This window comes from Kitasatospora saccharophila, from assembly GCF_039529925.1.
GTDB classification, from domain to species: Bacteria; Actinomycetota; Actinomycetes; order Streptomycetales; family Streptomycetaceae; genus Kitasatospora; species Kitasatospora saccharophila.
In genome coordinates this window covers 191653-211571 of the sequence record NZ_BAAANS010000002.1, presented here as the reverse complement: position 1 = coordinate 211571, position 19919 = coordinate 191653, and the positions used below count along the sequence as shown (strand labels likewise).

Here is a 19919-nt window from a genome sequence, read left to right as displayed (position 1 = left end):
CCTAGAAAGGGGATAGCCAGATGGCACACAAGAAGGGTGCGAGTTCCACTCGCAACGGTCGTGACTCGAACGCCCAGCGCCTCGGCGTGAAGCGCTTCGGCGGTCAGGTCGTCTCCGCCGGCGAGATCATCGTCCGCCAGCGCGGCACCCACTTCCACCCGGGCGCCAACGTCGGCCGTGGCGGCGACGACACCCTGTTCGCGCTGACCGCCGGTGCCGTGGAGTTCGGCAACCGTCGCGGCCGCAAGGTCGTCAACATCGTGGCCGTCGAGGCCTGAGTCCGTACAGACTCGCTGTGAAGGGTGGGCCGGGATGATCCGGGCCCACCCTTCCGCTTTACCGCAGGACAACCTCATTTCTTCGCACGGGAGGCACCCCTCATGACCACCTTCGTGGACCGCGTCGAACTGCACGTCGCCGCGGGTAACGGAGGCCATGGCTGCGCCTCCGTGCACCGGGAGAAGTTCAAGCCGCTGGGCGGCCCCGACGGGGGCAACGGCGGCGAGGGCGGCTCGGTGATCCTGGTCGTCGACTCGCAGGTCACCACGCTGCTGGAGTACCACCACTCGCCCAAGCGCAAGGCCACCAACGGCAAGCCCGGCGCCGGCGGCCACCGCACCGGCGCGCTCGGCCCCGACGTGGTGCTGCCGGTGCCGGACGGCACCGTGGTGCTGGACCGCCAGGGCAACGTGCTGGCCGACCTGGTCGGCCACGGCACCAGCTTCGTCGCCGCCCAGGGCGGCCGCGGCGGCCTGGGCAACGCGGCGCTGGCCTCGGCCCGCCGCAAGGCCCCCGGCTTCGCGCTGCTCGGCGAGCCCGGCGAGGCCCGCGACATCGTGATGGAGCTCAAGTCCGTCGCCGACGTCGCGCTGGTCGGCTACCCGAGCGCCGGCAAGTCCTCGCTGATCTCGGTGCTCTCCGCCGCCAAGCCGAAGATCGCCGACTACCCGTTCACCACCCTGGTCCCCAACCTCGGCGTGGTGACCGCCGGCGAGACCGTCTACACGATCGCCGACGTCCCCGGCCTGATCCCCGGCGCCAGCCAGGGCCGCGGCCTCGGCCTGGAGTTCCTGCGGCACGTCGAGCGCTGCGAGGTGCTGGTGCACGTGCTGGACTGCGCCACCCTGGAGCCGGGCCGCGACCCGCTCACCGACCTGGAGACCATCGAGGACGAACTCGCCCAGTACGGCGGCCTGGAGGACCGGCCGCGACTGGTCGCGCTCAACAAGGTCGACGTCCCGGACGGCCAGGACATCGCCGACCTGACCCGCGCCTCGCTGGAGGAGCGCGGCTACCGGGTCTTCGAGGTCTCCGCGCTCGCCCACAAGGGCCTGCGCGAACTCTCCTACGCGCTGGCCGAGATCGTCGCCGCCGCGCGCGCCGCCAAGCCCGTCGAGGAGAGCACCCGGATCGTCCTGCGGCCCACCGCCGTGGACGACGCCGGCTTCACCATCGAGGAGGAGGACGGCGCCTACCGGATCCGCGGCGGCAAGCCCGAACGCTGGGTCCGGCAGACCGACTTCGCCAACGACGAGGCGGTCGGCTACCTCGCCGACCGGCTGGCCCGGCTCGGCGTCGAGCAGCAGCTGTGGAAGATCGGCGCCAAGGAGGGCGACACGGTCATCATCGGCCCCGACGAGAACGCCGTGGTCTTCGACTGGGAGCCGACCATGGCCGCCGGTGCGGAGATGCTCGGCCGCCGCGGCGAGGACCACCGGATGGAGACCCAGCGCCCGGCCGTCGACCGCCGCCGCGAGCGCCAGCGCGGCCGCGACGCGGCGGAGCAGGAGTACCTGGACTTCGAGGCGCTCTCCTCCGGTCGCGAGGAGCTCGACCAGTAGTTCCGGGCGGGCCCGGCGGGACCGGGTGCGCTGACGTGCGACAGGGGCGCGGACTCACCGTCCGCGCCCCTGCGGCGTCCTCCGCGCCCGCCACGTCTCACGCCTCGTCGCGATTTCGTGACCCGCGAGCGCGCTCGCTAGATTGCGGACGTACACAGGCTGCGTCGGAAGGGTCGGACTGATGGTGGATCAGTTGCTCCGCGAGGAGGTCGTCTCGGCGCGGCGGATCGTGGTGAAGGTCGGCTCGTCCTCGCTGACCACCGCCGCCGGCGGGCTGGACGCGGACCGGGTGGACGCCCTGGTGGACGCGCTGGCCAAGCTGCGCTCCGGCAAGGACGCGCCCGAGGTCGTGCTGGTCTCCTCCGGCGCCATCGCGGCCGGCCTGGCCCCGCTCGGACTGGCCAAGCGCCCCAAGGACCTGGCCCGGCAGCAGGCCGCCGCCAGCGTCGGCCAGGGCCTGCTGGTGGCCCGGTACACCGCCTCGTTCGCCCGCTACGGGGTGCGGGTCGGCCAGGTGCTGCTGACCGCCGAGGACGCCAGTCGCCGGGCCCACTACCGCAACGCCTACCGGACGCTCGACCAGCTGCTGACGATGGGCGCGATGCCGGTCGTCAACGAGAACGACACCGTCGCCACCGCCGAGATCAAGTTCGGCGACAACGACCGGCTGGCCGCCCTGGTCGCCCACCTGGTGCGGGCCGACCTGCTGGTGCTGCTCTCCGACGTGGACGGCCTGTACGACGGCGACCCGGCCAAGCCCGGCAGCAGCCGGATCGAGGTGGTGCGCGGCCCCGAGGACCTGGCGGGCGTGGAGATCGGCAGCGCGGGCAAGGCGGGCGTCGGCACCGGCGGCATGGTCACCAAGGTCGAGGCGGCCCGGATCGCCACCGGCGCCGGCATCCCGGTGGTGCTCACCGCCGCCAGCCAGGCCGCCGACGCGCTGGCCGGCCGGCCCACCGGCACGCTGTTCCTGCGCACCGGCAGCCGCTCCGCCGACCGGCTGCTCTGGCTGGAGCACGCCTCCTCGCCGCGCGGTGCGCTGACCCTGGACGACGGCGCGGTGGCGGCCGTCGTGCACGGCGGCAAGTCGCTGCTGCCCGCCGGGGTGACCCGGGTGGAGGGCGAGTTCGCCGCGGGCGATCCGGTCGACCTTCTTGGCGAAAACGGTCACATCGTCGCCCGCGGACTGGTCAACTTTGATGCGAGGGAGTTGCCCCGTCTGCTCGGCCGGTCCACCCGAGAACTGGCCCAGGAGCTCGGTGCCGCGTACGAACGCGAGGTCGTCCACCGCGACGACCTGGTCGTGCTGCGCGGCTGAGCACGGGCGGCGGGGCCGGTACGGGGGGTGGGAGCAGCGGGCCGGGGGGTCCGCGCGACACGCTGAACAGGAGGCCGCCGGTGGTTCGCAGGCGGGAGGAAGCGCTGCCGGGACAGAGGCCCGAGCGGCGGCTCACCAGCATCGAGGGCGGCCGGGGCGTCGAGCAGCGGGCTCCGCAGGAGGCCGACCGGAACGCCGGGCCGGACACCGGGCAGGACGCCCCGGGCCCGGTGCGGGAGCAGGCCCGGATGTGGCACGTGGTGCTGAGCGTCGCGGGCGCGGCGACACCGCTGCCCGAGCTGCGGACGGCCCTGGAGAAACTGGCGCACGACCACTCGTTCTTCCTGACGGCCCGGTACGCGGCGGACCACGCCGAGGTCCGCTACTGGGAGGAGGCGCGGGACCTGCACGACGCGGCGGCGATCGCGCTGCGGCTGTGGGGCGAGCACAAGGCCAGCGCCAAGCTCCCGGCCTGGGAGATCGTCGGCCTGGAGGTGGTGGACCGCCCGACGTACCACAAGCGGGTCGCGGAGGGCTTCGGGGACCCGCCGCCGCAGCTGGGCGGCGTGCACCCGTACTGAGCGGGGTGCGTGCGTCCGTACCGGGCGGGGGCGTGCGTCCGCACCGGGCCGGGCCGATCGCTCCGGGGGCTCCGGGGGTTCCGGGGTGGACGTCTCAGCGGGCGAAATGTGCGGCGGGGCGGGGGCGTCGGCTCGCTAGGCTTGGCGGCATGAGCGCTCTCACCGCCACCGCCGACAGTCCCGTCCTCGCCGCCGCGCGCCGTGCCCGGGAGGCGGCCGCCGCCCTGGCCCCAGTGCCGCGCTCGGTGAAGGACGCCGCGCTGCTGGCGATCGCGGACGCGCTGGTCGAGCGGGCCGCCGAGATCACCGCCGCCAACGCGGAGGACGTCGAGCGGGCCCGCGCCGCGGGCACCGCCGAGTCGGTGATCGACCGGCTGACGCTGAACGCGGAGCGGATCGCCGCGATCGCCGCCGACGTCCGCAGCGTGGTCGGCCTGCCCGACCCGGTGGGCGAGGTGGTCCGCGGCTACACCCTGCCCAACGGTCTCGACGTGCGCCAGGTCCGGGTCCCGCTGGGCGTGGTCGGCATCATCTACGAGGCCCGGCCGAACGTCACGGTGGACGCCGCCGCCCTGTGCCTGAAGTCCGGCAACGCGGTGCTGCTGCGCGGCTCGGCCTCCGCGTACCGCTCCAACACCGCGCTGGTGGAGGTGCTGCGCGCGGCGGTGGTCGGCGCGGGCCTGCCGGCCGACGTGATCCAGCTGGTGCCGGGCGAGAGCCGCGAGTCGGTGCAGGAGCTGATGCGCGCGCGCGGCCTGGTCGACGTGCTGATCCCGCGCGGCGGCGCCTCGCTGATCCGCACCGTGGTCGAGGGCTCGACCGTCCCGGTGATCGAGACCGGCACCGGCAACTGCCACGTGTACGTGGACGCGCAGGCCGACCTGGCGATGGCCGTCGGCGTGCTGCTCAACTCCAAGGCGCAGCGGGTCAGCGTCTGCAACTCCGCCGAGACGCTGCTGGTCCACCAGGACGTCGCGGACGCCTTCCTGCCGCTCGCGCTGGCCGCGCTGGCCGGGGCCGGGGTCACCGTGCACGGCGACGACGCGGTGCTCAAGGCCGCCGAGGGCACCGGAGTGACGGCCGTCCCGGCGACCGAGGAGGACTGGGAGACCGAGTACCTGTCGCTGGACCTGGCGGCCGCGGTGGTGCCCTCGCTGGAGGCCGCGGTGGAGCACATCCGCCGATACTCCTCGGGCCACACCGAGGCGATCGTCACCGGCTCGCAGCCCGCCGCCCGCCGCTTCACCCAGCTCGTCGACTCCACCACGGTGGCCGTCAACGCCTCCACCCGGTTCACCGACGGCGGCGAGTTCGGCTTCGGCGCGGAGATCGGCATCTCCACCCAGAAGCTGCACGCCCGCGGCCCGATGGGCCTGCCGGAGCTGACCAGCACCAAGTACATCGTCACCGGCGACGGGCACGTGCGCGGCGAGGCCCGGCAGACCGTCGGCGGCTGACCGCGCGCTCGCCCGGGGGCGTCCCCGCGGGCTCCGCGGGTCCGTGCAGCTCGTGGGGCCGGTGGGGCTCACGCGGCCGAATGCCGTAGTCCGTCCGGACCCGATCGGCGAGACCCACAGACAAACGCCCCGGCCGGTAATACATTGAATCCGTGGCTGAGGATGTGGGGGGCTCGCCGTACTCCGACGGCGCCGACCACGGTGGTGCGGACGACGAGTTCGCCACCGTGGTCTTCGACGAGAGCTTCGTCCGCTCCGCCGCCGTGCACGAGCCGAGCGCCCGGGAGCGGCAACTCGCCGCCGCCGAGGCCCGGCTGGAGCCGGAACAGGCGGGGGCGGCCCGGAGCTACGAGTTCACCGAGCACCCGGAGCACGCGGAGCACCTCGGCGGCGCCGAGGCGCTGCCGCTGGAGCTGCGCCCGCTGCCCGGTGGACTGGACGAGGACCGCTTCTACCCCGACCCGTGGTCCGGCGGCGACCGGCAGGAGCGGCGCACCCGCCGCTCCCGGCTCCGCGCCTTCGACCCGCTGCGCGGCGGCACGGTCGCCCAGCAGCGCTGGCACCGGCCGGTGGCCTGGGTGCTGGCGCTGGTGATGGGCGTCGGCCTGGTCGCGCTGTCGGTCGCCGCGGTGTACCGGGGCGTCGGCGGGGCCGCGCCGCAGTCGCCGGCCCGGCCGAGCAGCGGCAGCAGCCAGAACGGCGGCGGCCAGAACGTCGGCGGTCGGAGCGGGGACCCCGTCGGCGGGAGCCCGGCCGCGGTGCCGGTGCAGCCGTCCGCGGTGGCCGCCGCGCCCGTCGGCTGACACCCTCGGCCGAGACCCCTCCGGGTGGGCAGCGGGCCGGCCTCGGGCGGGCGTCGGACGGGTGCCGAGCCGGCCCCGGGCGGGTGGCGAGTGGGCGTGGGGCTGGTGTCACTCGCCGTCGCGCGCTCGTTACCCGCGCGCCCTCGTCGCGGGCGGCCCGCGAGTCTACCCTGGTGTCATGGGTGACCCGCGCGAGCCTCCTGGGGGCACGCCCGAGGGTGGTTCCAACGATGACGAGTTCCGGTCCGTCGTCTTCGACGAATCGTTCGTCCGGGCTGCCCGGATCCAGGAGCTGTCCGCGCAGGAGCGGCTGGCGGGCGCCCTCGGCCGGGCCACCCGGCCGCGCGGCTGGGGCTGGCTGTCGGTGCCCCGGCAGGCGATCGTCCTGCTGCTGGTGGTCGCGATGGCGTTCGCCGCCGCCGTCTACTTCGGGATCAGCTCCCCGCGCGGCGAGACCGCCCCGCCCAGCGGCACCCAGCTGACCGTCAGCCTCACCCCGCTCGCCCCGCCCGGGGCGGTCACCGCGGCCGCCGACCGCGCCGACCCGTTCGCCGGGCTGCCCGCCGGGTACGCCGACGGCCAGGCCGGGTTCGGGATGCCGGCCGCCACCGCCACCGCGCACTTCACCGGCTCCCAGGTGCAGCGGGCCCTGGACTCCGTCCAGCAGTACCTGGTGGTCTCCGAGCTGACCCCGGCCACCCTCACCGCCAACCAGACCGCGCAGGTCCGGGCCCTGATCACGGCCGGCGAACTCTCCCAGTACGACGACAGCACCAACTCGCCCCGCGACGACCAGCACCACGCCGCCACCGGCTGGATGGTGCGCTTCGACCCCGGGCGGATCGCCCTGGCCACCGACACCGTCAGGACCACCGGAAGCGTGCACGTCGGCGAGCTCAACGCCGACACCCTGGAGGTCACCACCGACCACACCCTGGTGTACGCGCTGCGCCCGGCCGGCACGACCAGCGACCCGTCGGTCACCCTGTACGCGGTGCGCCGGGCGGTGCGCATCGACGTCGACCGCGCCGACCTCGACACCGGACGGCTGCGGGTGGTCGACGCGGCGGTGCAGGCCGGACCGAGTTCCTGTTCGGCCGGGCAGAGCGACTACCTGCAGCCGGTGCTGGCCACCACGGCGGGCGTCCGCGCGAGCGTCCCGCCCGCCGTGACCCCGGCCGACCACGGCCGGCCGGCCTGGCAGTCCTGCGGGGTGCTCGGGCCGATCACCGGCTGAAACCCGTCCGGGCCGGCCCGGGGCCGAAGGGTCAGTCCCGGGAGTCGCCGTCCTCCTTGTCGCCGCCGTTGCCGTTGTTGCCGCCGTTGCTGCGGCCGGCGCCCGCGAAGGTGTCGCGGAGCTTGCCGCCGACCGTGCCGACGCCGTTGCCCAGGTCGCGGAGCAGGCCCATCAGCGGGTCCTTGCTGTCCTTCACCGACTGCGAGTACGACTCGGCGGCGGCCTTCCACTGCGCGCCGACCGAGACGTCCGGGTCGTCGCCGCGGCGCGGGTACGCCCCGGCCATGATCGAGCGGTACTCCTCGCTCTCCGCCCACTTCTTCAGCTGGGCCACCCGCACCACCGCGAACGGGTGCGACTGCGGCAGCACCTGGAGCAGCTTCAGCACGCTGTCGCGCAGGTCGCCCGCCTTGTCGTACTCGGCGGCCTGCTCCAGGAACGCGTCCACGTTCATCTCGGCCATGTGCGCGCCGCCGGCCAGCTTCATCAGCGACCGCATCGACGCCTGCAGGTCCTGCCCCGCCAGCAGACCGGCCCGGTCGCTGGACAGCTCCGCCTTGCGGAACCACTCCTTGAGCGCGGTGATCAGCGCCATGATCGCCAGGTTGCCCAGCGGTATCCAGGCGATCCGGGTCGCCAGGTTGGTGAGGATCAGCAGCATGGTCTGGTAGACCGCGTGCCCCGACATCGCGTGACCGACCTCGTGGCCGATCACCGCGCGCAGCTCCTCCTCGTCCATCAGCTCGACCAGGCCGGTGGTGACCACGATCACCGGGGTGTCCATGCCGATGCAGTACGCGTTGACCTTCGGGTCCTGGGAGACGTACAGGTCCGGGACCTTGTCCAGGTCCAGGAGGTACGCGGCGTCGCGCACCATGTCGTACAGCTCCGGGAACTGACGCTCCGACGTCTTGACCGCGGTGGCCAGGAACATCAGGCGGACGCTGCGCTCCGACACCAGGCCGGCCAGCTTCTTCAGGACGTCGTCGAAGCCGCTGAGCTTGCGCAGCGCGACCAGGCCGGAGCGGTCCGCCGGGTGCTCCCAGGCCCGGGTGGAGATCTCCGGGAAGCGCTGGCGGCGGCGGCTCGGCGCAGAACCCTTGGTCATGTCGGTCATTGAGTACCTCTCCTGGATCGACGCCGGCACCGGCCCCCTGGCCGGCCCCCGCTGCTTTCCACTTCAACGTCGGTGTGTCCGTACTCGTCCCCGCGGTCACGCTACGCCGTCCGCCCCGCGCCCCGGGAGACCGGGGACGCCCCCGGACGGCCCGGACGGGGCGGGCGGACCCCGCGGGTGTCGGGGGTGCCGGGGCGGGGGCGGCGGTAAGCGGGACTACCCTGGCTCTGCCGTACCGAACAAGGAGCTCCGATGTCCACTGCCGCCCTGGTCCAGCTCGCCGGACCGATCTCCAGCGAGAACGGCCCCGGTCTGTTCCTGCGGATCATCCTGATCGCCTCCTTCGTCGGAGTCGGCCTGATGGTGTGGGCGCTGGCCCGGGCCGGCCGCGACGGCGCCAAGCGCGACGCGGCCCGCGCGGCCGCCCGCGAGGCCGAGCCGTCCGGCGCGGCCGGGCGGACCGCCGACGACCTGGGCTGAACCGGGTCCTTCCCGGGGCCGGTCCTGCGTTCGGCCGGTGCTCGGTCGGTGCTCGGTCGGTGCTCGGTCGGTGCTCGGTCGGCGTTCGACCGGTGCTCGGCCGGGGTCGGCGGGCGGAGGACGGCTCACGGGCGGTCAGACGCGGTGGGCCGCCGCGCGGTTGCGCGTCGGGCCCCCGTACGATGAGCGCGCGGGCCGTACGGTCCGTGACCGCCTGGTCCTCACACCGAGCCGAGAAGGTCCCGCCGATCATGAGCTCTGCTGCCCTGCCCGCCATCGCCCGCCTCGCCGAGGAGGGCGGTAACCACGACAGCCTCAACCCCCTGCTGACGGGCGGCGCGGCGCTGTTCATCCTGCTGCTCCTGCTGTTCATCACCACCCGCTTCAACCGCGACCGCTGACCGGCCGCGCCGCCGCCCCGCCGGCCGCGCCCCCGCGGCCTCCCGGGGTGGCGGGCGCGCGGCGGGCGTGCGGTGCGCCCGGGGACCGCTGACCGGCGGAACCCCCGGGACATTCGCGTCGCGTAAGGTGTGGCGCCATGAGAGAGCAGGTCGAGACCTCCGGGACGAACGTGGCGCCGGGCACCTCCGCGCCGGGCACCCCGGTACCGGACGGCGGTCCGCGCAGGCGACGGCTGGGCGTGATGGGCGGCACCTTCGACCCCATCCACCACGGCCACCTGGTCGCCGCGAGCGAGGTGGCGAGCGCCTTCCAGCTGGACGAGGTGATCTTCGTCCCCACCGGGCAGCCCTGGCAGAAGTCCGAGCGGCAGGTCTCGCCGGCCGAGGACCGCTACCTGATGACGGTGATCGCGACCGCCGAGAACCCCCAGTTCTCGGTCAGCCGGATCGACATCGACCGCGAGGGCCCCACCTACACCGTGGACACCCTGCGCGAGCTGAGCAGCCTGCACCCCGACGCCGAACTCTTCTTCATCACCGGCGCCGACGCCCTCGCGCAGATCATCTCCTGGCGCTCCTCCGAGGAGCTCTTCGACCTCGCGCACTTCATCGGCTGCACCAGGCCGGGCCATACTCTCTCCGACACCGGCCTGCCGGTCGGCGGCGTCTCGCTGGTCGAGGTGCCCGCGCTCGCCATCTCCTCCACCGACTGCCGGGTGCGCGTCGCCAAGGGCGAACCCATCTGGTACCTGGTGCCGGACGGCGTGGTCCGATACATCCACAAGCGGGCGCTGTACGCGTCGGCCCGGCCTTGATGCCCCCAGGAGGGACGACGTGACCGGAACGTCCGACGACCAGAACTGGTTCGGCCAGCAGCAGCCCCAGTCCCACTCCCGCCCGCCCCGCCCGGAGCACCCGCAGCAGCAGCCCGACTACTACGCGCAGCAGCAGGGGTACGAGGGCTCCGGGTACGAGCAGCAGGGGTACGAGCAGCAGGGGTACGAGGGGCAGGGCTACGAAGGGCAGCAGGGGTACGAGCAGCAGTCCGGCCCGCACGAGCAGGGCGGTCGGTACGACCAGTACGGCGCCCCCCAGTACCAGCAGCAGTACCAGCAGCACCAGCAGTCGTCCGGGGCGTACCCGCAGGACCCCTACGGCGGCGGGCAGCAGGCCCCCGCACCCGGGTACCCGGCGCAGGGCTACGGACAGGGCGGCCACCGGCAGGGCGGGTACGAGCAGGCGGGCTACGAGCCTTCCGGGTACGAGGCGCCCGGTTACGGGCAGGGCGGGTACGAGCCGCAGGGGTTCGAACAGCGCAGCCACGGGGGACAGTTCGACGGGCAGCAGGGCGGGGACGGGTACGGGCAGCAGTCCTACGACCCCTACTACGGGCAGCGGCAGCCGGAGCAGGCGCCGTACCAGCAGGGTGCGCAGTTCCCGGTGACGGCTCCCGGACAGGTTCCCGGACAGGCTTCCGGTCGGGCGGCGGGGCGTTCGGCGCCTCCGGTGAGCCCGGTGGGCGGGGCCGCCGCCGCGGGCGGTGCGTCCGGGGTGGCGGGTGCGGCGGGCGCGTCCGGGGCCACGGGGGCGGGGCGGCGGGCGCGTTCGGCCGGTGCTGCTCCGCCGGCCGGTGCGGCGAACGTGCCGGCGGAGGAGCCGTCCGAGCTGGTCGGCGGGCGGGCGGCGGCAGCGGCGGCGGCCCGCGCGAAGGGCAAGGGCGGTGACTCGTACACCACGTCCGAGTTCGACTTCGTCGACGAGCAGACGGAGGAGTCCGAGGACGCGATCGACTGGCTGAAGTTCGCCGATTCGCGCAGCGAGGTGCGGGCCGAGCGCCGGCGGCGGCTGCGCAACCGGCTGCTCTCGCTGCTGGTGGCGGTGGCGGTGCTGGCGGCCGGCGGCGTCGGCTACCTGTGGTGGAGCGGGAAGCTCGGCGGCAGCGGCGACGCCGACGCGGCGGTCGGCGGCCGGTACGTCAACGTGGTGCACTTGCGCGACCCGCAGGGCAAGGTCACCACCGCGCTGCTGGTCGACGACGAGGGCGGGAAGAAGGCGACCGTGCTGCTGCTGCCGGACACCCTGCAGCTGCCCAGCAACGGCGACTCCGCGACCACCACGGTCGGCAAGTCCCTGGACGAGATCGGCGCCTCCGCCACCCGTGACGGCCTCTCCGCGGTGCTCGGCGCCAAGGTGGCCGGCACCTGGCGACTGGACACCCCCTACCTGCTGCTGCTGGTCTCCCAGCTCGGCGGCATCAAGGTGGACACCAACGCCGAGGTGCGCGAGGACAACAAGGCGGACGGCAAGGTGCTCGCCAAGGCGGGCAAGGACGTCCTGCTGAACGGGCGCGCCGCCGTCGCCTACGCGACCCTCCAGGCGCCGGGGGAGAGCCGGGACGCCCAGCTCGCCCGCTTCGGGCAGGTGATGGCCGCGGTGATCGGCACCATGCCGACCACCATGTCGGACGCCACCGACGACGTGCACCGGATGAACTCGGTTCCGGACCCGTCGCTCCCGGAGAACGCGCTGGCCGGTGTGCTGGTCAACCTGGCCAAGCAGGGGAAGGCGGGGCACCTGTCCACCGTCACGCTCACCGCGAAGGCCGACGGCACCCTGGACGACGCCGTCGCGGGCAAGCAGGTGAAGGAGATCCTCGGCGGCACCATCGGCAAGGTCAAGGGCACCGGCGGCTCCACCCGGGTCACCCTGGTCAACGCCTCCGGCAACGACCTCTCGGCGGAAGCCGCAAAGGTCATGGTCATCAACGCGGGCATGGACCCGCTGCCCTCCAGCGCCAAGGCGTCCGAACAGGCGACCTCCGAGATCCGCTACACCGACGACGCCAAGCAGCCGGCGGCCCTCACCCTGGCCACCAGCATGAACCTGCCGGACTCGGCGGTGAAGAAGGTCACCGACGAGCAGAACGCGGACCTGGTGCTGGTGATCGGCAAGGACTACCAGCCGCCGGCGACGCAGAAGAACCAGTAGGGAGAACCGGCGGGGAGAACCGGAGGGGATCCCGGCGGGGATCCCGGAGGGGGAGGCCCCGCGGGACACCGCGGAAGCGCGGTCGGGGCCCCGGGCGGAAAACGCTCGGGGGTCCCGCCGCGTTCGTGAGATCCTGGGGGAGTATCCCCACAGCCGATCCGGAAGAGCATCGTGACCGTCACCGACCGAAGCCAGGAACTGATCACCGTCGCCGCGCAGGCGGCGGCCGACAAGCTGGCGCACGACATCATCGCCTTCGACGTCAGCGAGGTGCTGTCGATCACTGACGCCTTCCTGATCGCCTCCGCAGCCAACGACCGCCAGGTGCGGGCGATCGCCGAGGAGATCGAGGACCAACTGCGCGAGAAGCTCGACGTCAAGCCGGTGCGCCGCGAGGGCGAGCGCGAGGGCCGCTGGATCCTGCTCGACTACCTGGACATCGTGGTGCACGTCCAGCACTCCGAGGAGCGCTCCTTCTACTCGCTCGACCGCCTGTGGAAGGACTGCCCCGAGCTGCCGCTGCCCGAGGACGCCCTGGCGACCCGGAACCGGCCGGAGAACGCCGTCACCGACGCCGCCGGCAACGCCGTCTCCGGGGGCGACCTCTGAGCCGGGCCGGGGCCTGGCCGCGCATCGTCCTCTGGCGGCACGGCCAGACCTCCTGGAACCTCGAATCCCGGTTCCAGGGGACCACGGACATCGAGCTCACCGACCAGGGCGTCTTCCAGGCCCAGCGGGCGGCCCGACTGCTCGCCGGGCTCCGGCCCGACCTGTTGATCTCCTCCGACCTGCAGCGGGCCCGGCGCACCGCCGCCGAGCTCGCCGCCCTCACCGGCCTCGAAGTGCACCACCACGAGGGTCTGCGGGAGACCTATGCGGGGGAGTGGCAGGGGCTCACCAACGCCGAGATCCGGGCCCGCTACCCGGAGCAGTACGAGGCGTGGGCGAACGGCGAGCAGGTGCGGCGCGGCGGCGGCGAGCTGGCCACCGAGGTGGCCGACCGGGCCGTCCCGGTGGTGCTGGACGCGGTGGGCAAGCTGCCGGAGAACGGCACCCTGGTGGTGGTCAGCCACGGCGGCACCATCCGCACCATGATCGGCCGGATGCTGGGCCTGGAGCCGCAGATGTGGGAGCGCTTCGGCGGTCTCTCCAACTGCTGCTGGTCCGTCCTCGGCCAGGACTCGCGCGGTTGGCGACTGCTGGAGCACAACGCGGGCACGCTGCCGCAGCCGGTCATCGGCGACGAGACCTGAGGCGGCGCCCGGCGGCCGACCGACCCGGATTTCACAGTTCCGGCTCTGACCAGCTAGAGTCTTCCTCGTTCGCAGTGAGGAACGCAGACGGGAAACCGGGGGCGGGAGTCGCGGAACTGCGGGGCTATAGCTCAGTTGGTAGAGCGATTGCATGGCATGCAATAGGTCAGGAGTTCGATTCTCCTTAGCTCCACTCCGCACCGGTGGTCCGTGAGTGGTCGTCAGTGTCGCGGGGCTATAGCTCAGTTGGTAGAGCGATTGCATGGCATGCAATAGGTCAGGAGTTCGATTCTCCTTAGCTCCACAGCAGTTCCGTGAGGCCGTCATCCGAAGAGGGTGGCGGCCTTCGGTGTTGTTGCGGATGGGCGCGGGCGCCGGGTCGGCCGGGGGCACAGGGCGGACCCGGGGGCGCAGGGCGGACCGCCGCGAGGGCCACTGTGAGGGACGCTGCGAGAAGCACCGTGAGGAGTGCCGCGAGAGGTGCCGTGGGGGGTGCTGCGAGGGGGGCCGCGGGGATCATCGTGGGGCTCCGGAACGGATTAGGGCCGGGGGCGCCGACCGTGTACAGTTGTCGATGTCGCCGAGGGAAACCGCAGGTGGCAGCGGTGAAAGCATGGGGCTATAGCTCAGTTGGTAGAGCGATTGCATGGCATGCAATAGGTCAGGAGTTCGATTCTCCTTAGCTCCACAGCAGTCCGGAGGCCGTCCCACTAGGGGCGGCCTCCGGCCGTTCACCGGACTTCCCTGCCGAGCGGGGGACGGGGCCGCTACGGTCGTGACATGGCCGACCTGGTGCGAAAACGGAACGACGAACTCGCCCGGATACTCCACCAGCTCGGCTGGAGCCCGGAGCGGCTGGCCCGCGAGGTGAACGCGGTGCTCCCGGCCGGCATGGCGATCAGCGCCACCGCACCGTACAAGTGGCGCGACCGGGGGATGGTGCCGCGCTCGCCGCACGACCAGACCGTCTGCGAGGTGCTGGGCCGCAGCGTCGGCATCGCCGTCACCTACGAGCAGCTCTGGGGGCAGATGGGCTCCCACCGGGGCGCGAAGATGCTCTCGCCCCGGCTGCTGACCGACCCGTGGACCGCCGACACCGCACAGACCGCGCTCCGCGAGGCGGGTGCCGACGGTGCCCCGGTGCGCCTGACCGACCTGTTCCGCGGCGACGAACTGGAGCAGGCCGCCCGGCACTGGGCCTCCCCGCCCCCGCCGGTCGCTGGCGGGGAGGGCGCGCTGCGGATCGCCCCCGAGCAACTGGCCGACCTCCGGCTGTCCTACGAGTCCAAGCAGCGCCTGGAGCGCGCCTACGGCGGCGGCCTGATCCTCGACCTGGCCAAGGCGGAACTCGCCATGGTGGGCAAGCTGTTGGAGCTCGGCCGGTACGACGAGCCGCTCGGCCGCGAGCTCTACGGCGCGGCCAGCCGGCTGGCCCGACTGGTCGGCTGGGCCAACTACGACATGGGCAACGACGCCGCCGCGCAGCGCGCCTTCGTCGCCGCGCTGCGGGCCGCGCACGTCTCGGGCGACCCGCGGCTCGGCGTCGGCGTGGTCGGCTGCCTCGCCGTCCAGGCCACGTACAACTCCGGCGGGCGGGGGCTCGATCCGGTGGCGATGCTCTCCACCGCGCTGCGCGCCGCCGACGCCGTGCTGACGCCGCGTGAGCGGGCGCTGCAACTGGGGCGGATCGCCCGGGCGCACGGCCGCAAGGGGGAGCAGATCAGTGCGGAGGCCGTCGCGGAGCGGGCGTTCCGGGTGCTGGAGGGCGTGGAGGGGCACGCACAGGAGCGGGCTGACCTGGAGGGCATGGTCGGCGAGGGGTACCTGCTGCTGGGCGAGCACGCGCAGGCACGCAGCCTGCTGCTCGCCTCGATCGACGCCCTCTCGGTGGAACGGGCCAGGGCCAAGGCGCTGTTGATGGTGCGCCTCGCCGACTCCTACCGGCGCACCGGCGAGCGGGTCGAGGCCGAGCGCACCGCCGACCGGGCCCGGCTGCTCGCGGCCGGCATGCAGTCGGCGCGGGTGGCCCGGGCCCTGCGGGACTTCGACACCGCGATGCGCGCGGAGACGTAGCCCGTGGCCGGGCGGGGCGAGTCGGGCGGGGCGACTGGGGCGGCTGGTGCGGTCGGGGCGGTGCGGGCGGCGGTGGGGCGAGTGGCTGGTGGCGGTGTGGTCGGGCGGGTGCGGGCGGGGGTTGACGTGGTGACGCGAAAGCGGGTTGAGGGGGTGCGGTACCCTGAGCCCATGCGAACCGTGCGCCTGCTTCTTAGCCGGCCGCGCTGACCAGGACCGGCTTGAGGGCCGGAGTCGGCGTGGCGTCCCCTCCTGAGGAGGGGCTTTCTGCTTTCTACGGCCTGTTCGCTGACTGATGACGATGGAGCCTGAAGGACCATGAGCGAGACGACCCCCGCATCCGGCGCGGCCGAAGCCGCCACCGAGCCTTTCCGCTACGGCGCCGCGCTGGCCGCCGAGATCGAGTCCCGCTGGCAGGACTTGTGGGAGAAGGAGGGGACGTTCGACGCCCCCAACCCGACCGGCCCGCTGGCCGACGGGACGTCCGTCGCGACGAAGCCGCACAGCTTCATCATGGACATGTTCCCGTACCCGTCGGGCTCCGGCCTGCACGTGGGCCACCCGCTGGGCTACATCGCCACCGACGTGTACGCCCGCTACCAGCGGATGACCGGCCACAACGTGCTGCACACCCTGGGCTACGACGCCTTCGGCCTGCCCGCCGAGCAGTACGCCGTCCAGTACGGCATCCACCCGCGGGTGTCCACCGAGGACAACATCGCCAACATGCGCAAGCAGCTGCGCCGGCTGGGCCTGGGGCACGACTCGCGCCGCTCGATCTCCACGATCGACCCGGACTACTACCGCTGGACGCAGTGGATCTTCCTGCAGATCTTCAACTCCTGGTACGACGAGGACGCGGCCAAGGCCCGGCCGATCGCCGAACTGATCGCCCAGTTCGAGTCCGGTGAGCGTGCGGTCCCGGGCGGTCGCGCCTGGGCCGAGCTGTCCGGCGTCGAGCGCGACGAGGTGCTGGGCGAATACCGGCTGGCGTACTCCAAGGAGGTGCCGGTCAACTGGTGCCCCGGGCTGGGCACCGTGCTGGCCAACGAGGAGGTCACCGCGGACGGCCGCTCCGAGCGCGGCAACTTCCCGGTGTTCAAGTCCAACCTGCGCCAGTGGATGATGCGGATCACCGCCTACGCGGACCGCCTGATCAGCGACCTGGACCTGCTGGACTGGCCCGAGGCGATCAAGCTGCAGCAGCGCAACTGGATCGGCCGTTCCGAGGGCGCCCGGGTCGACTTCACCGTCGGCGCCGACACCGTCACCGTCTTCACCACCCGCCCCGACACCCTGTTCGGCGCCACCTACATGGTCCTGGCGCCCGAGCACGCCCTGGTCGACACCGTCGTCCCGGCCGAGTGGCCGGCCGGCACCCGCGAGGAGTGGACCGGCGGTGCCGCCGACCCGGCCACCGCCGTGGCCACGTACCGGGCGGTCGCCGCCGCCAAGTCCGACGTGGAGCGCCAGGCCGACGCCAAGGTCAAGACCGGCGTGTTCACCGGGGCCTACGCGACCAACCCGGTCAGCGGCGAGCAGATCCCGGTGTTCATCGCCGACTACGTGCTGATGGGCTACGGCACCGGCGCGATCATGGCCGTCCCGGCGCACGACAGCCGCGACTTCGCCTTCGCGCAGGCGTTCAACCTGCCGATGCGCTGCGTCGTCCGGCCCACCGACGGCCGCGGCGAGGACCCGCACACCTGGGACGACGCCTTCGACACCTACGACTCGGTGCTGGTCAACTCCGAGCGCGACGGCATCTCGCTGAACGGCCTGTCCGTGGTCGACGCCAAGGCCCGGATCACCGCTTGGCTGGCCGAGCAGGGCATCGGCGAGGGCACCGTCAACTTCCGCCTGCGCGACTGGCTGTTCAGCCGCCAGCGCTACTGGGGCGAGCCCTTCCCGATCGTCTACGACGAGAGCGGCGCGATGCACGCCCTGCCCGAGTCGATGCTGCCGGTCGAGGTCCCCCAGGTCGAGGACTACCTGCCGCACACCTACGACCCCGACGACGCCGCTTCCTCCCCGAAGACCCCGCTGTCCCGCAACGAGGACTGGGTCAACGTCGAGCTGGACCTGGGCGACGGCCCGAAGACCTACCGCCGCGAGACCAACACCATGCCCAACTGGGCGGGTTCGTGCTGGTACGAGCTGCGCTACATCGACCCGGTCAACTCGACCTCGGTCGTCGACCCCGCCAACGAGGCCTACTGGATGGGCCCGACGGCGGAGAAGCCGGCCGGCGGCGTCGACCTGTACGTCGGCGGCGCCGAGCACGCGGTCCTGCACCTGCTGTACGCCCGCTTCTGGCACAAGGTGCTGCACGACCTGGGCCACGTCTCCTCGGTCGAGCCGTTCCACAAGCTGTTCAACCAGGGCATGATCACCGCTGACGTCTTCCGCGACGACCGGGGCTTCCCGGTGCCCGCCGCCGAGGTCGAGGAGATCGGTGACGAGTTCTTCTGGAACGGCGAGAAGGTCCGCCGCGAGGCGGGCAAGATGGGCAAGTCGCTGAAGAACGCGATCGCCCCGGACGAGTTCGCCGACGAGTACGGCGCGGACACGCTGCGCCTGTACGAGATGTCGATGGGCCCGCTGGACGTCTCCCGCCCCTGGGACGCCCGCGCCGTGGTCGGCTCCTACCGCTTCCTGCAGCGCCTGTGGCGCAACATCGTCTCGGAGGTCACCGGCGAACTGGTGGTCACCGATGAGGAGCCGGACGAGGCGACGCTGCGCGCGCTGCACAAGGCGATCGACGGCATCCGCGGCGACATGGCGGGCATGCGGTTCAACACCGCCGTGGCCAAGGCCATCGAGCTGAACAACTTCCTGGTGAAGCGCGGCTCCACGCCGCGGCCGGTGGCCGAGCAGATCGTCCTGCTGATCGCCCCGCTGGCCCCGCACATCGCCGAGGAGCTGTGGCGCCGCCTGGGCCACGAGCAGTCGCTGGCCTTCGCGGACTACCCGGTGGCCGACCCGGCGTACGTGGTCGACGAGGCCGTGACCTGCGTCGTGCAGATCAAGGGGAAGGTGAAGGCCCGCCTGGAGGTCGCGCCGTCCATCTCGGACGCCGACCTGGAGGCGCTGGCCCTGGCCGACCCGGCCGTGGTCGCCGCCATCGGCGACGCCCAGGTGCGCAAGGTCATCGCGCGCGCGCCGAAGCTGGTGAACATCGTCACCGGCTGACGGAACTCCGGTCGGCACGTCGCCGGCCAGGCAGGGCCGGTCGTCCCCGTGGTGGGGCGGCCGGCCCTTCGCCGTTCGCGGACGGACCGGCGGACAGACCGGTGGATCGGTCGGCGTGCCGAGCGCCCGGACGGGCCGGGCGGGCCCGGCGGGGCGGCCGAGCCGGGGGAAGCGGGGGAGACGGGGAAGGGGGAGACGGTGGGGGGAAGCGGACAAGGTGGCTCCGTTCTTCGTGCGAGTGTGCTCCGGGATCCCGGGGCGATCGCTTGGGGACATCCCTGAGCTGTCCCTGATCTCGGGGGTGAGGAGCGCCTGCGACCTGCTGTCGACCGCCGCTCCGGGCTACGGTGGAAGTCCGGCGGACAAGCGGACCGCACCGGGCGGTCCAGGGCCGGTCACGGGCGGAAGGTGGGCTCCCGATGGAAGCGCTCGGTGTGGTGGTGGCTCTGGTCGCGCTCTTCGGGGTGACCCTCCTGGTGATGGCTGTGGTCGGGACGGTGAAGGCGGCGAGGGCGGTGGCGGCCAAGGTCGACCGGCACAGCGCCAACGCCCAGCGGGCGATGGAGAACGCGGCGCTGAAGGCGAAGAGCATCGCCAGGCCGGGTGAGCAGGGCCGGATCGCCGGCCTCCGGCTGTCCCTGCGCACCGCGCTGGACTCCACCCGCCAGGTGCTGCAGGGCGGCCTGCCGCAGGACGGCCAACTCGGCGACGCGCTCCAACTACTGGCCCGCCTCGACTCGCACGCCGCGGAACTCGACGCCGAGCTCCGCATGATGGAGCGCGAGCCGACGAACGGCCGGGTCGCCGCCAGGCTCCCCGAACTGCGTGAGCGCGCCGAGCGGATCACCCACTCCGCGGACTCCCTGCGCTGGGCCGCCCAGGACCGGATGCGCCGCTTCGCCGACGACGAACTCGCCCGCCTCGGCAAGGAGTGCCAGGACGAGGCCGGCGCCCTGCGCCACTGGACCTCGTCCGCCCCCGCCGCCGATGGGACGGACGCCTCCGGTACGGCCTCCGCGGCCGCCTCCGCCGAGGAGTCCGCTGACCGCCGCAAGGGACTCGGCTCCAACCGTTCGACCAGTGCCGAGGAACTGCTCGGGCTGGCCGCCGAGCCGCTCTCCCGCCTCGCCGACCGCCTCCGCAAGCCGAACCCGGCGGGCCCCAACCGCTCCTGACCC

General features: G+C 73.2%; 17 protein-coding genes and 3 tRNA genes. 19 read left to right on the top strand and 1 reads right to left on the bottom strand.

The window, feature by feature from the left end:
- Positions 1-20 precede the first annotated feature (20 nt).
- The 7 genes from rpmA to ABD345_RS02735 all read left to right on the top strand — a co-directional run bounded on the left by rpmA (position 21) and on the right by ABD345_RS02735 (position 7237).
- Positions 21-278, top strand: a complete 258-nt coding sequence (rpmA, locus tag ABD345_RS02765) for a 50S ribosomal protein L27 (protein ID WP_030906548.1) — start codon at positions 21-23, stop codon at positions 276-278.
- Between the two features lie 102 nt (positions 279-380).
- Positions 381-1841, top strand: coding sequence for a GTPase ObgE (gene obgE, locus ABD345_RS02760; RefSeq protein WP_344550050.1), 1461 nt, complete (start codon positions 381-383; stop codon positions 1839-1841).
- A gap of 181 nt (positions 1842-2022) precedes the next feature.
- Positions 2023-3159: a glutamate 5-kinase gene (gene proB, locus ABD345_RS02755; protein ID WP_344550049.1), complete on the top strand. Its 1137-nt coding sequence runs from the start codon at positions 2023-2025 to the stop codon at positions 3157-3159.
- Between the two features lie 80 nt (positions 3160-3239).
- Complete coding sequence (locus ABD345_RS02750; protein WP_344550048.1) at positions 3240-3740, top strand: hypothetical protein; 501 nt, start codon at positions 3240-3242, stop codon at positions 3738-3740.
- A 149-nt stretch (positions 3741-3889) separates the two neighbouring features.
- Positions 3890-5197, top strand: a complete 1308-nt coding sequence (locus ABD345_RS02745) for a glutamate-5-semialdehyde dehydrogenase (RefSeq protein WP_344550047.1) — start codon at positions 3890-3892, stop codon at positions 5195-5197.
- 152 nt (positions 5198-5349) lie between these two features.
- Positions 5350-6000, top strand: a complete 651-nt coding sequence (locus ABD345_RS02740) for an SCO2584 family spore wall biosynthesis protein (protein ID WP_344550046.1) — start codon at positions 5350-5352, stop codon at positions 5998-6000.
- A 178-nt stretch (positions 6001-6178) separates the two neighbouring features.
- Positions 6179-7237 carry an SCO2583 family membrane protein gene (locus tag ABD345_RS02735; protein ID WP_344550045.1) on the top strand — a complete coding sequence of 353 codons (1059 nt, stop codon included), beginning with the start codon at positions 6179-6181 and terminating at the stop codon, positions 7235-7237.
- A 31-nt stretch (positions 7238-7268) separates the two neighbouring features.
- Here the strand turns inward: ABD345_RS02735 and ABD345_RS02730 are convergent, their stop codons facing one another.
- Positions 7269-8354: a M48 family metallopeptidase gene (locus ABD345_RS02730; RefSeq protein WP_344550044.1), complete on the bottom strand. Its 1086-nt coding sequence runs from the start codon at positions 8352-8354 to the stop codon at positions 7269-7271.
- 252 nt (positions 8355-8606) lie between these two features.
- Between ABD345_RS02730 and ABD345_RS02725 the strand changes: the two genes are divergently transcribed.
- From ABD345_RS02725 to ABD345_RS02670, 12 genes are all read left to right on the top strand, one after another.
- On the top strand, positions 8607-8834 hold the full coding sequence (locus ABD345_RS02725; protein WP_344550043.1) for a hypothetical protein: 228 nt from the start codon (positions 8607-8609) through the stop codon (positions 8832-8834).
- Positions 8835-9085: 251 nt separating this feature from the next.
- Entirely contained in the window at positions 9086-9235 is a 150-nt protein-coding gene (locus ABD345_RS02720) for a hypothetical protein (protein WP_344550042.1), read from the top strand.
- Between the two features lie 137 nt (positions 9236-9372).
- Positions 9373-10050: a nicotinate-nucleotide adenylyltransferase gene (gene nadD / locus ABD345_RS02715; protein WP_344550041.1), complete on the top strand. Its 678-nt coding sequence runs from the start codon at positions 9373-9375 to the stop codon at positions 10048-10050.
- Positions 10051-10069: 19 nt separating this feature from the next.
- On the top strand, positions 10070-12223 hold the full coding sequence (locus tag ABD345_RS02710; RefSeq protein ID WP_344550040.1) for a LytR C-terminal domain-containing protein: 2154 nt from the start codon (positions 10070-10072) through the stop codon (positions 12221-12223).
- Between the two features lie 171 nt (positions 12224-12394).
- Complete coding sequence (gene rsfS / locus ABD345_RS02705; RefSeq protein ID WP_030458222.1) at positions 12395-12832, top strand: ribosome silencing factor; 438 nt, start codon at positions 12395-12397, stop codon at positions 12830-12832.
- Positions 12829-13476 (top strand): histidine phosphatase family protein, encoded by a 648-nt coding sequence (locus ABD345_RS02700; protein ID WP_344550111.1) that lies wholly within the window; start codon positions 12829-12831, stop codon positions 13474-13476. Before rsfS ends, ABD345_RS02700 begins: the two co-directional genes overlap by 4 nt.
- A 120-nt stretch (positions 13477-13596) precedes the next feature.
- Positions 13597-13669, top strand: a tRNA-Ala gene (locus ABD345_RS02695).
- Between the two features lie 38 nt (positions 13670-13707).
- Positions 13708-13780 (top strand) — tRNA-Ala (locus ABD345_RS02690).
- Positions 13781-14091: 311 nt separating this feature from the next.
- Positions 14092-14164: transfer RNA gene (locus tag ABD345_RS02685), tRNA-Ala, on the top strand.
- Between the two features lie 92 nt (positions 14165-14256).
- On the top strand, positions 14257-15549 hold the full coding sequence (locus tag ABD345_RS02680) for an NsdA family TPR-like regulatory protein (protein WP_344550039.1): 1293 nt from the start codon (positions 14257-14259) through the stop codon (positions 15547-15549).
- A 318-nt stretch (positions 15550-15867) separates the two neighbouring features.
- Positions 15868-18741 carry a leucine--tRNA ligase gene (gene leuS / locus ABD345_RS02675; RefSeq protein ID WP_344550038.1) on the top strand — a complete coding sequence of 958 codons (2874 nt, stop codon included), beginning with the start codon at positions 15868-15870 and terminating at the stop codon, positions 18739-18741.
- Between the two features lie 419 nt (positions 18742-19160).
- Positions 19161-19916, top strand: a complete 756-nt coding sequence (locus ABD345_RS02670; protein WP_344550037.1) for a hypothetical protein — start codon at positions 19161-19163, stop codon at positions 19914-19916.
- Positions 19917-19919: the final 3 nt, after the last annotated feature.

Coding starts and splice junctions, on each gene's coding strand:
- leuS (WP_344550038.1), top strand. CDS start 15,868: ATGAGCGAGACGACCCCCGCATCCGGCGCGGCCGAAGCCGCCACCGAG.
- ABD345_RS02670 (WP_344550037.1), top strand. CDS start 19,161: ATGGAAGCGCTCGGTGTGGTGGTGGCTCTGGTCGCGCTCTTCGGGGTG.
- ABD345_RS02725 (WP_344550043.1), top strand. CDS start 8,607: ATGTCCACTGCCGCCCTGGTCCAGCTCGCCGGACCGATCTCCAGCGAG.
- ABD345_RS02745 (WP_344550047.1), top strand. CDS start 3,890: ATGAGCGCTCTCACCGCCACCGCCGACAGTCCCGTCCTCGCCGCCGCG.
- obgE (WP_344550050.1), top strand. CDS start 381: ATGACCACCTTCGTGGACCGCGTCGAACTGCACGTCGCCGCGGGTAAC.
- ABD345_RS02730 (WP_344550044.1), bottom strand. CDS start 8,354: ATGACCGACATGACCAAGGGTTCTGCGCCGAGCCGCCGCCGCCAGCGC.
- ABD345_RS02680 (WP_344550039.1), top strand. CDS start 14,257: ATGGCCGACCTGGTGCGAAAACGGAACGACGAACTCGCCCGGATACTC.
- proB (WP_344550049.1), top strand. CDS start 2,023: ATGGTGGATCAGTTGCTCCGCGAGGAGGTCGTCTCGGCGCGGCGGATC.
- rpmA (WP_030906548.1), top strand. CDS start 21: ATGGCACACAAGAAGGGTGCGAGTTCCACTCGCAACGGTCGTGACTCG.
- nadD (WP_344550041.1), top strand. CDS start 9,373: ATGAGAGAGCAGGTCGAGACCTCCGGGACGAACGTGGCGCCGGGCACC.
- ABD345_RS02735 (WP_344550045.1), top strand. CDS start 6,179: ATGGGTGACCCGCGCGAGCCTCCTGGGGGCACGCCCGAGGGTGGTTCC.
- ABD345_RS02720 (WP_344550042.1), top strand. CDS start 9,086: ATGAGCTCTGCTGCCCTGCCCGCCATCGCCCGCCTCGCCGAGGAGGGC.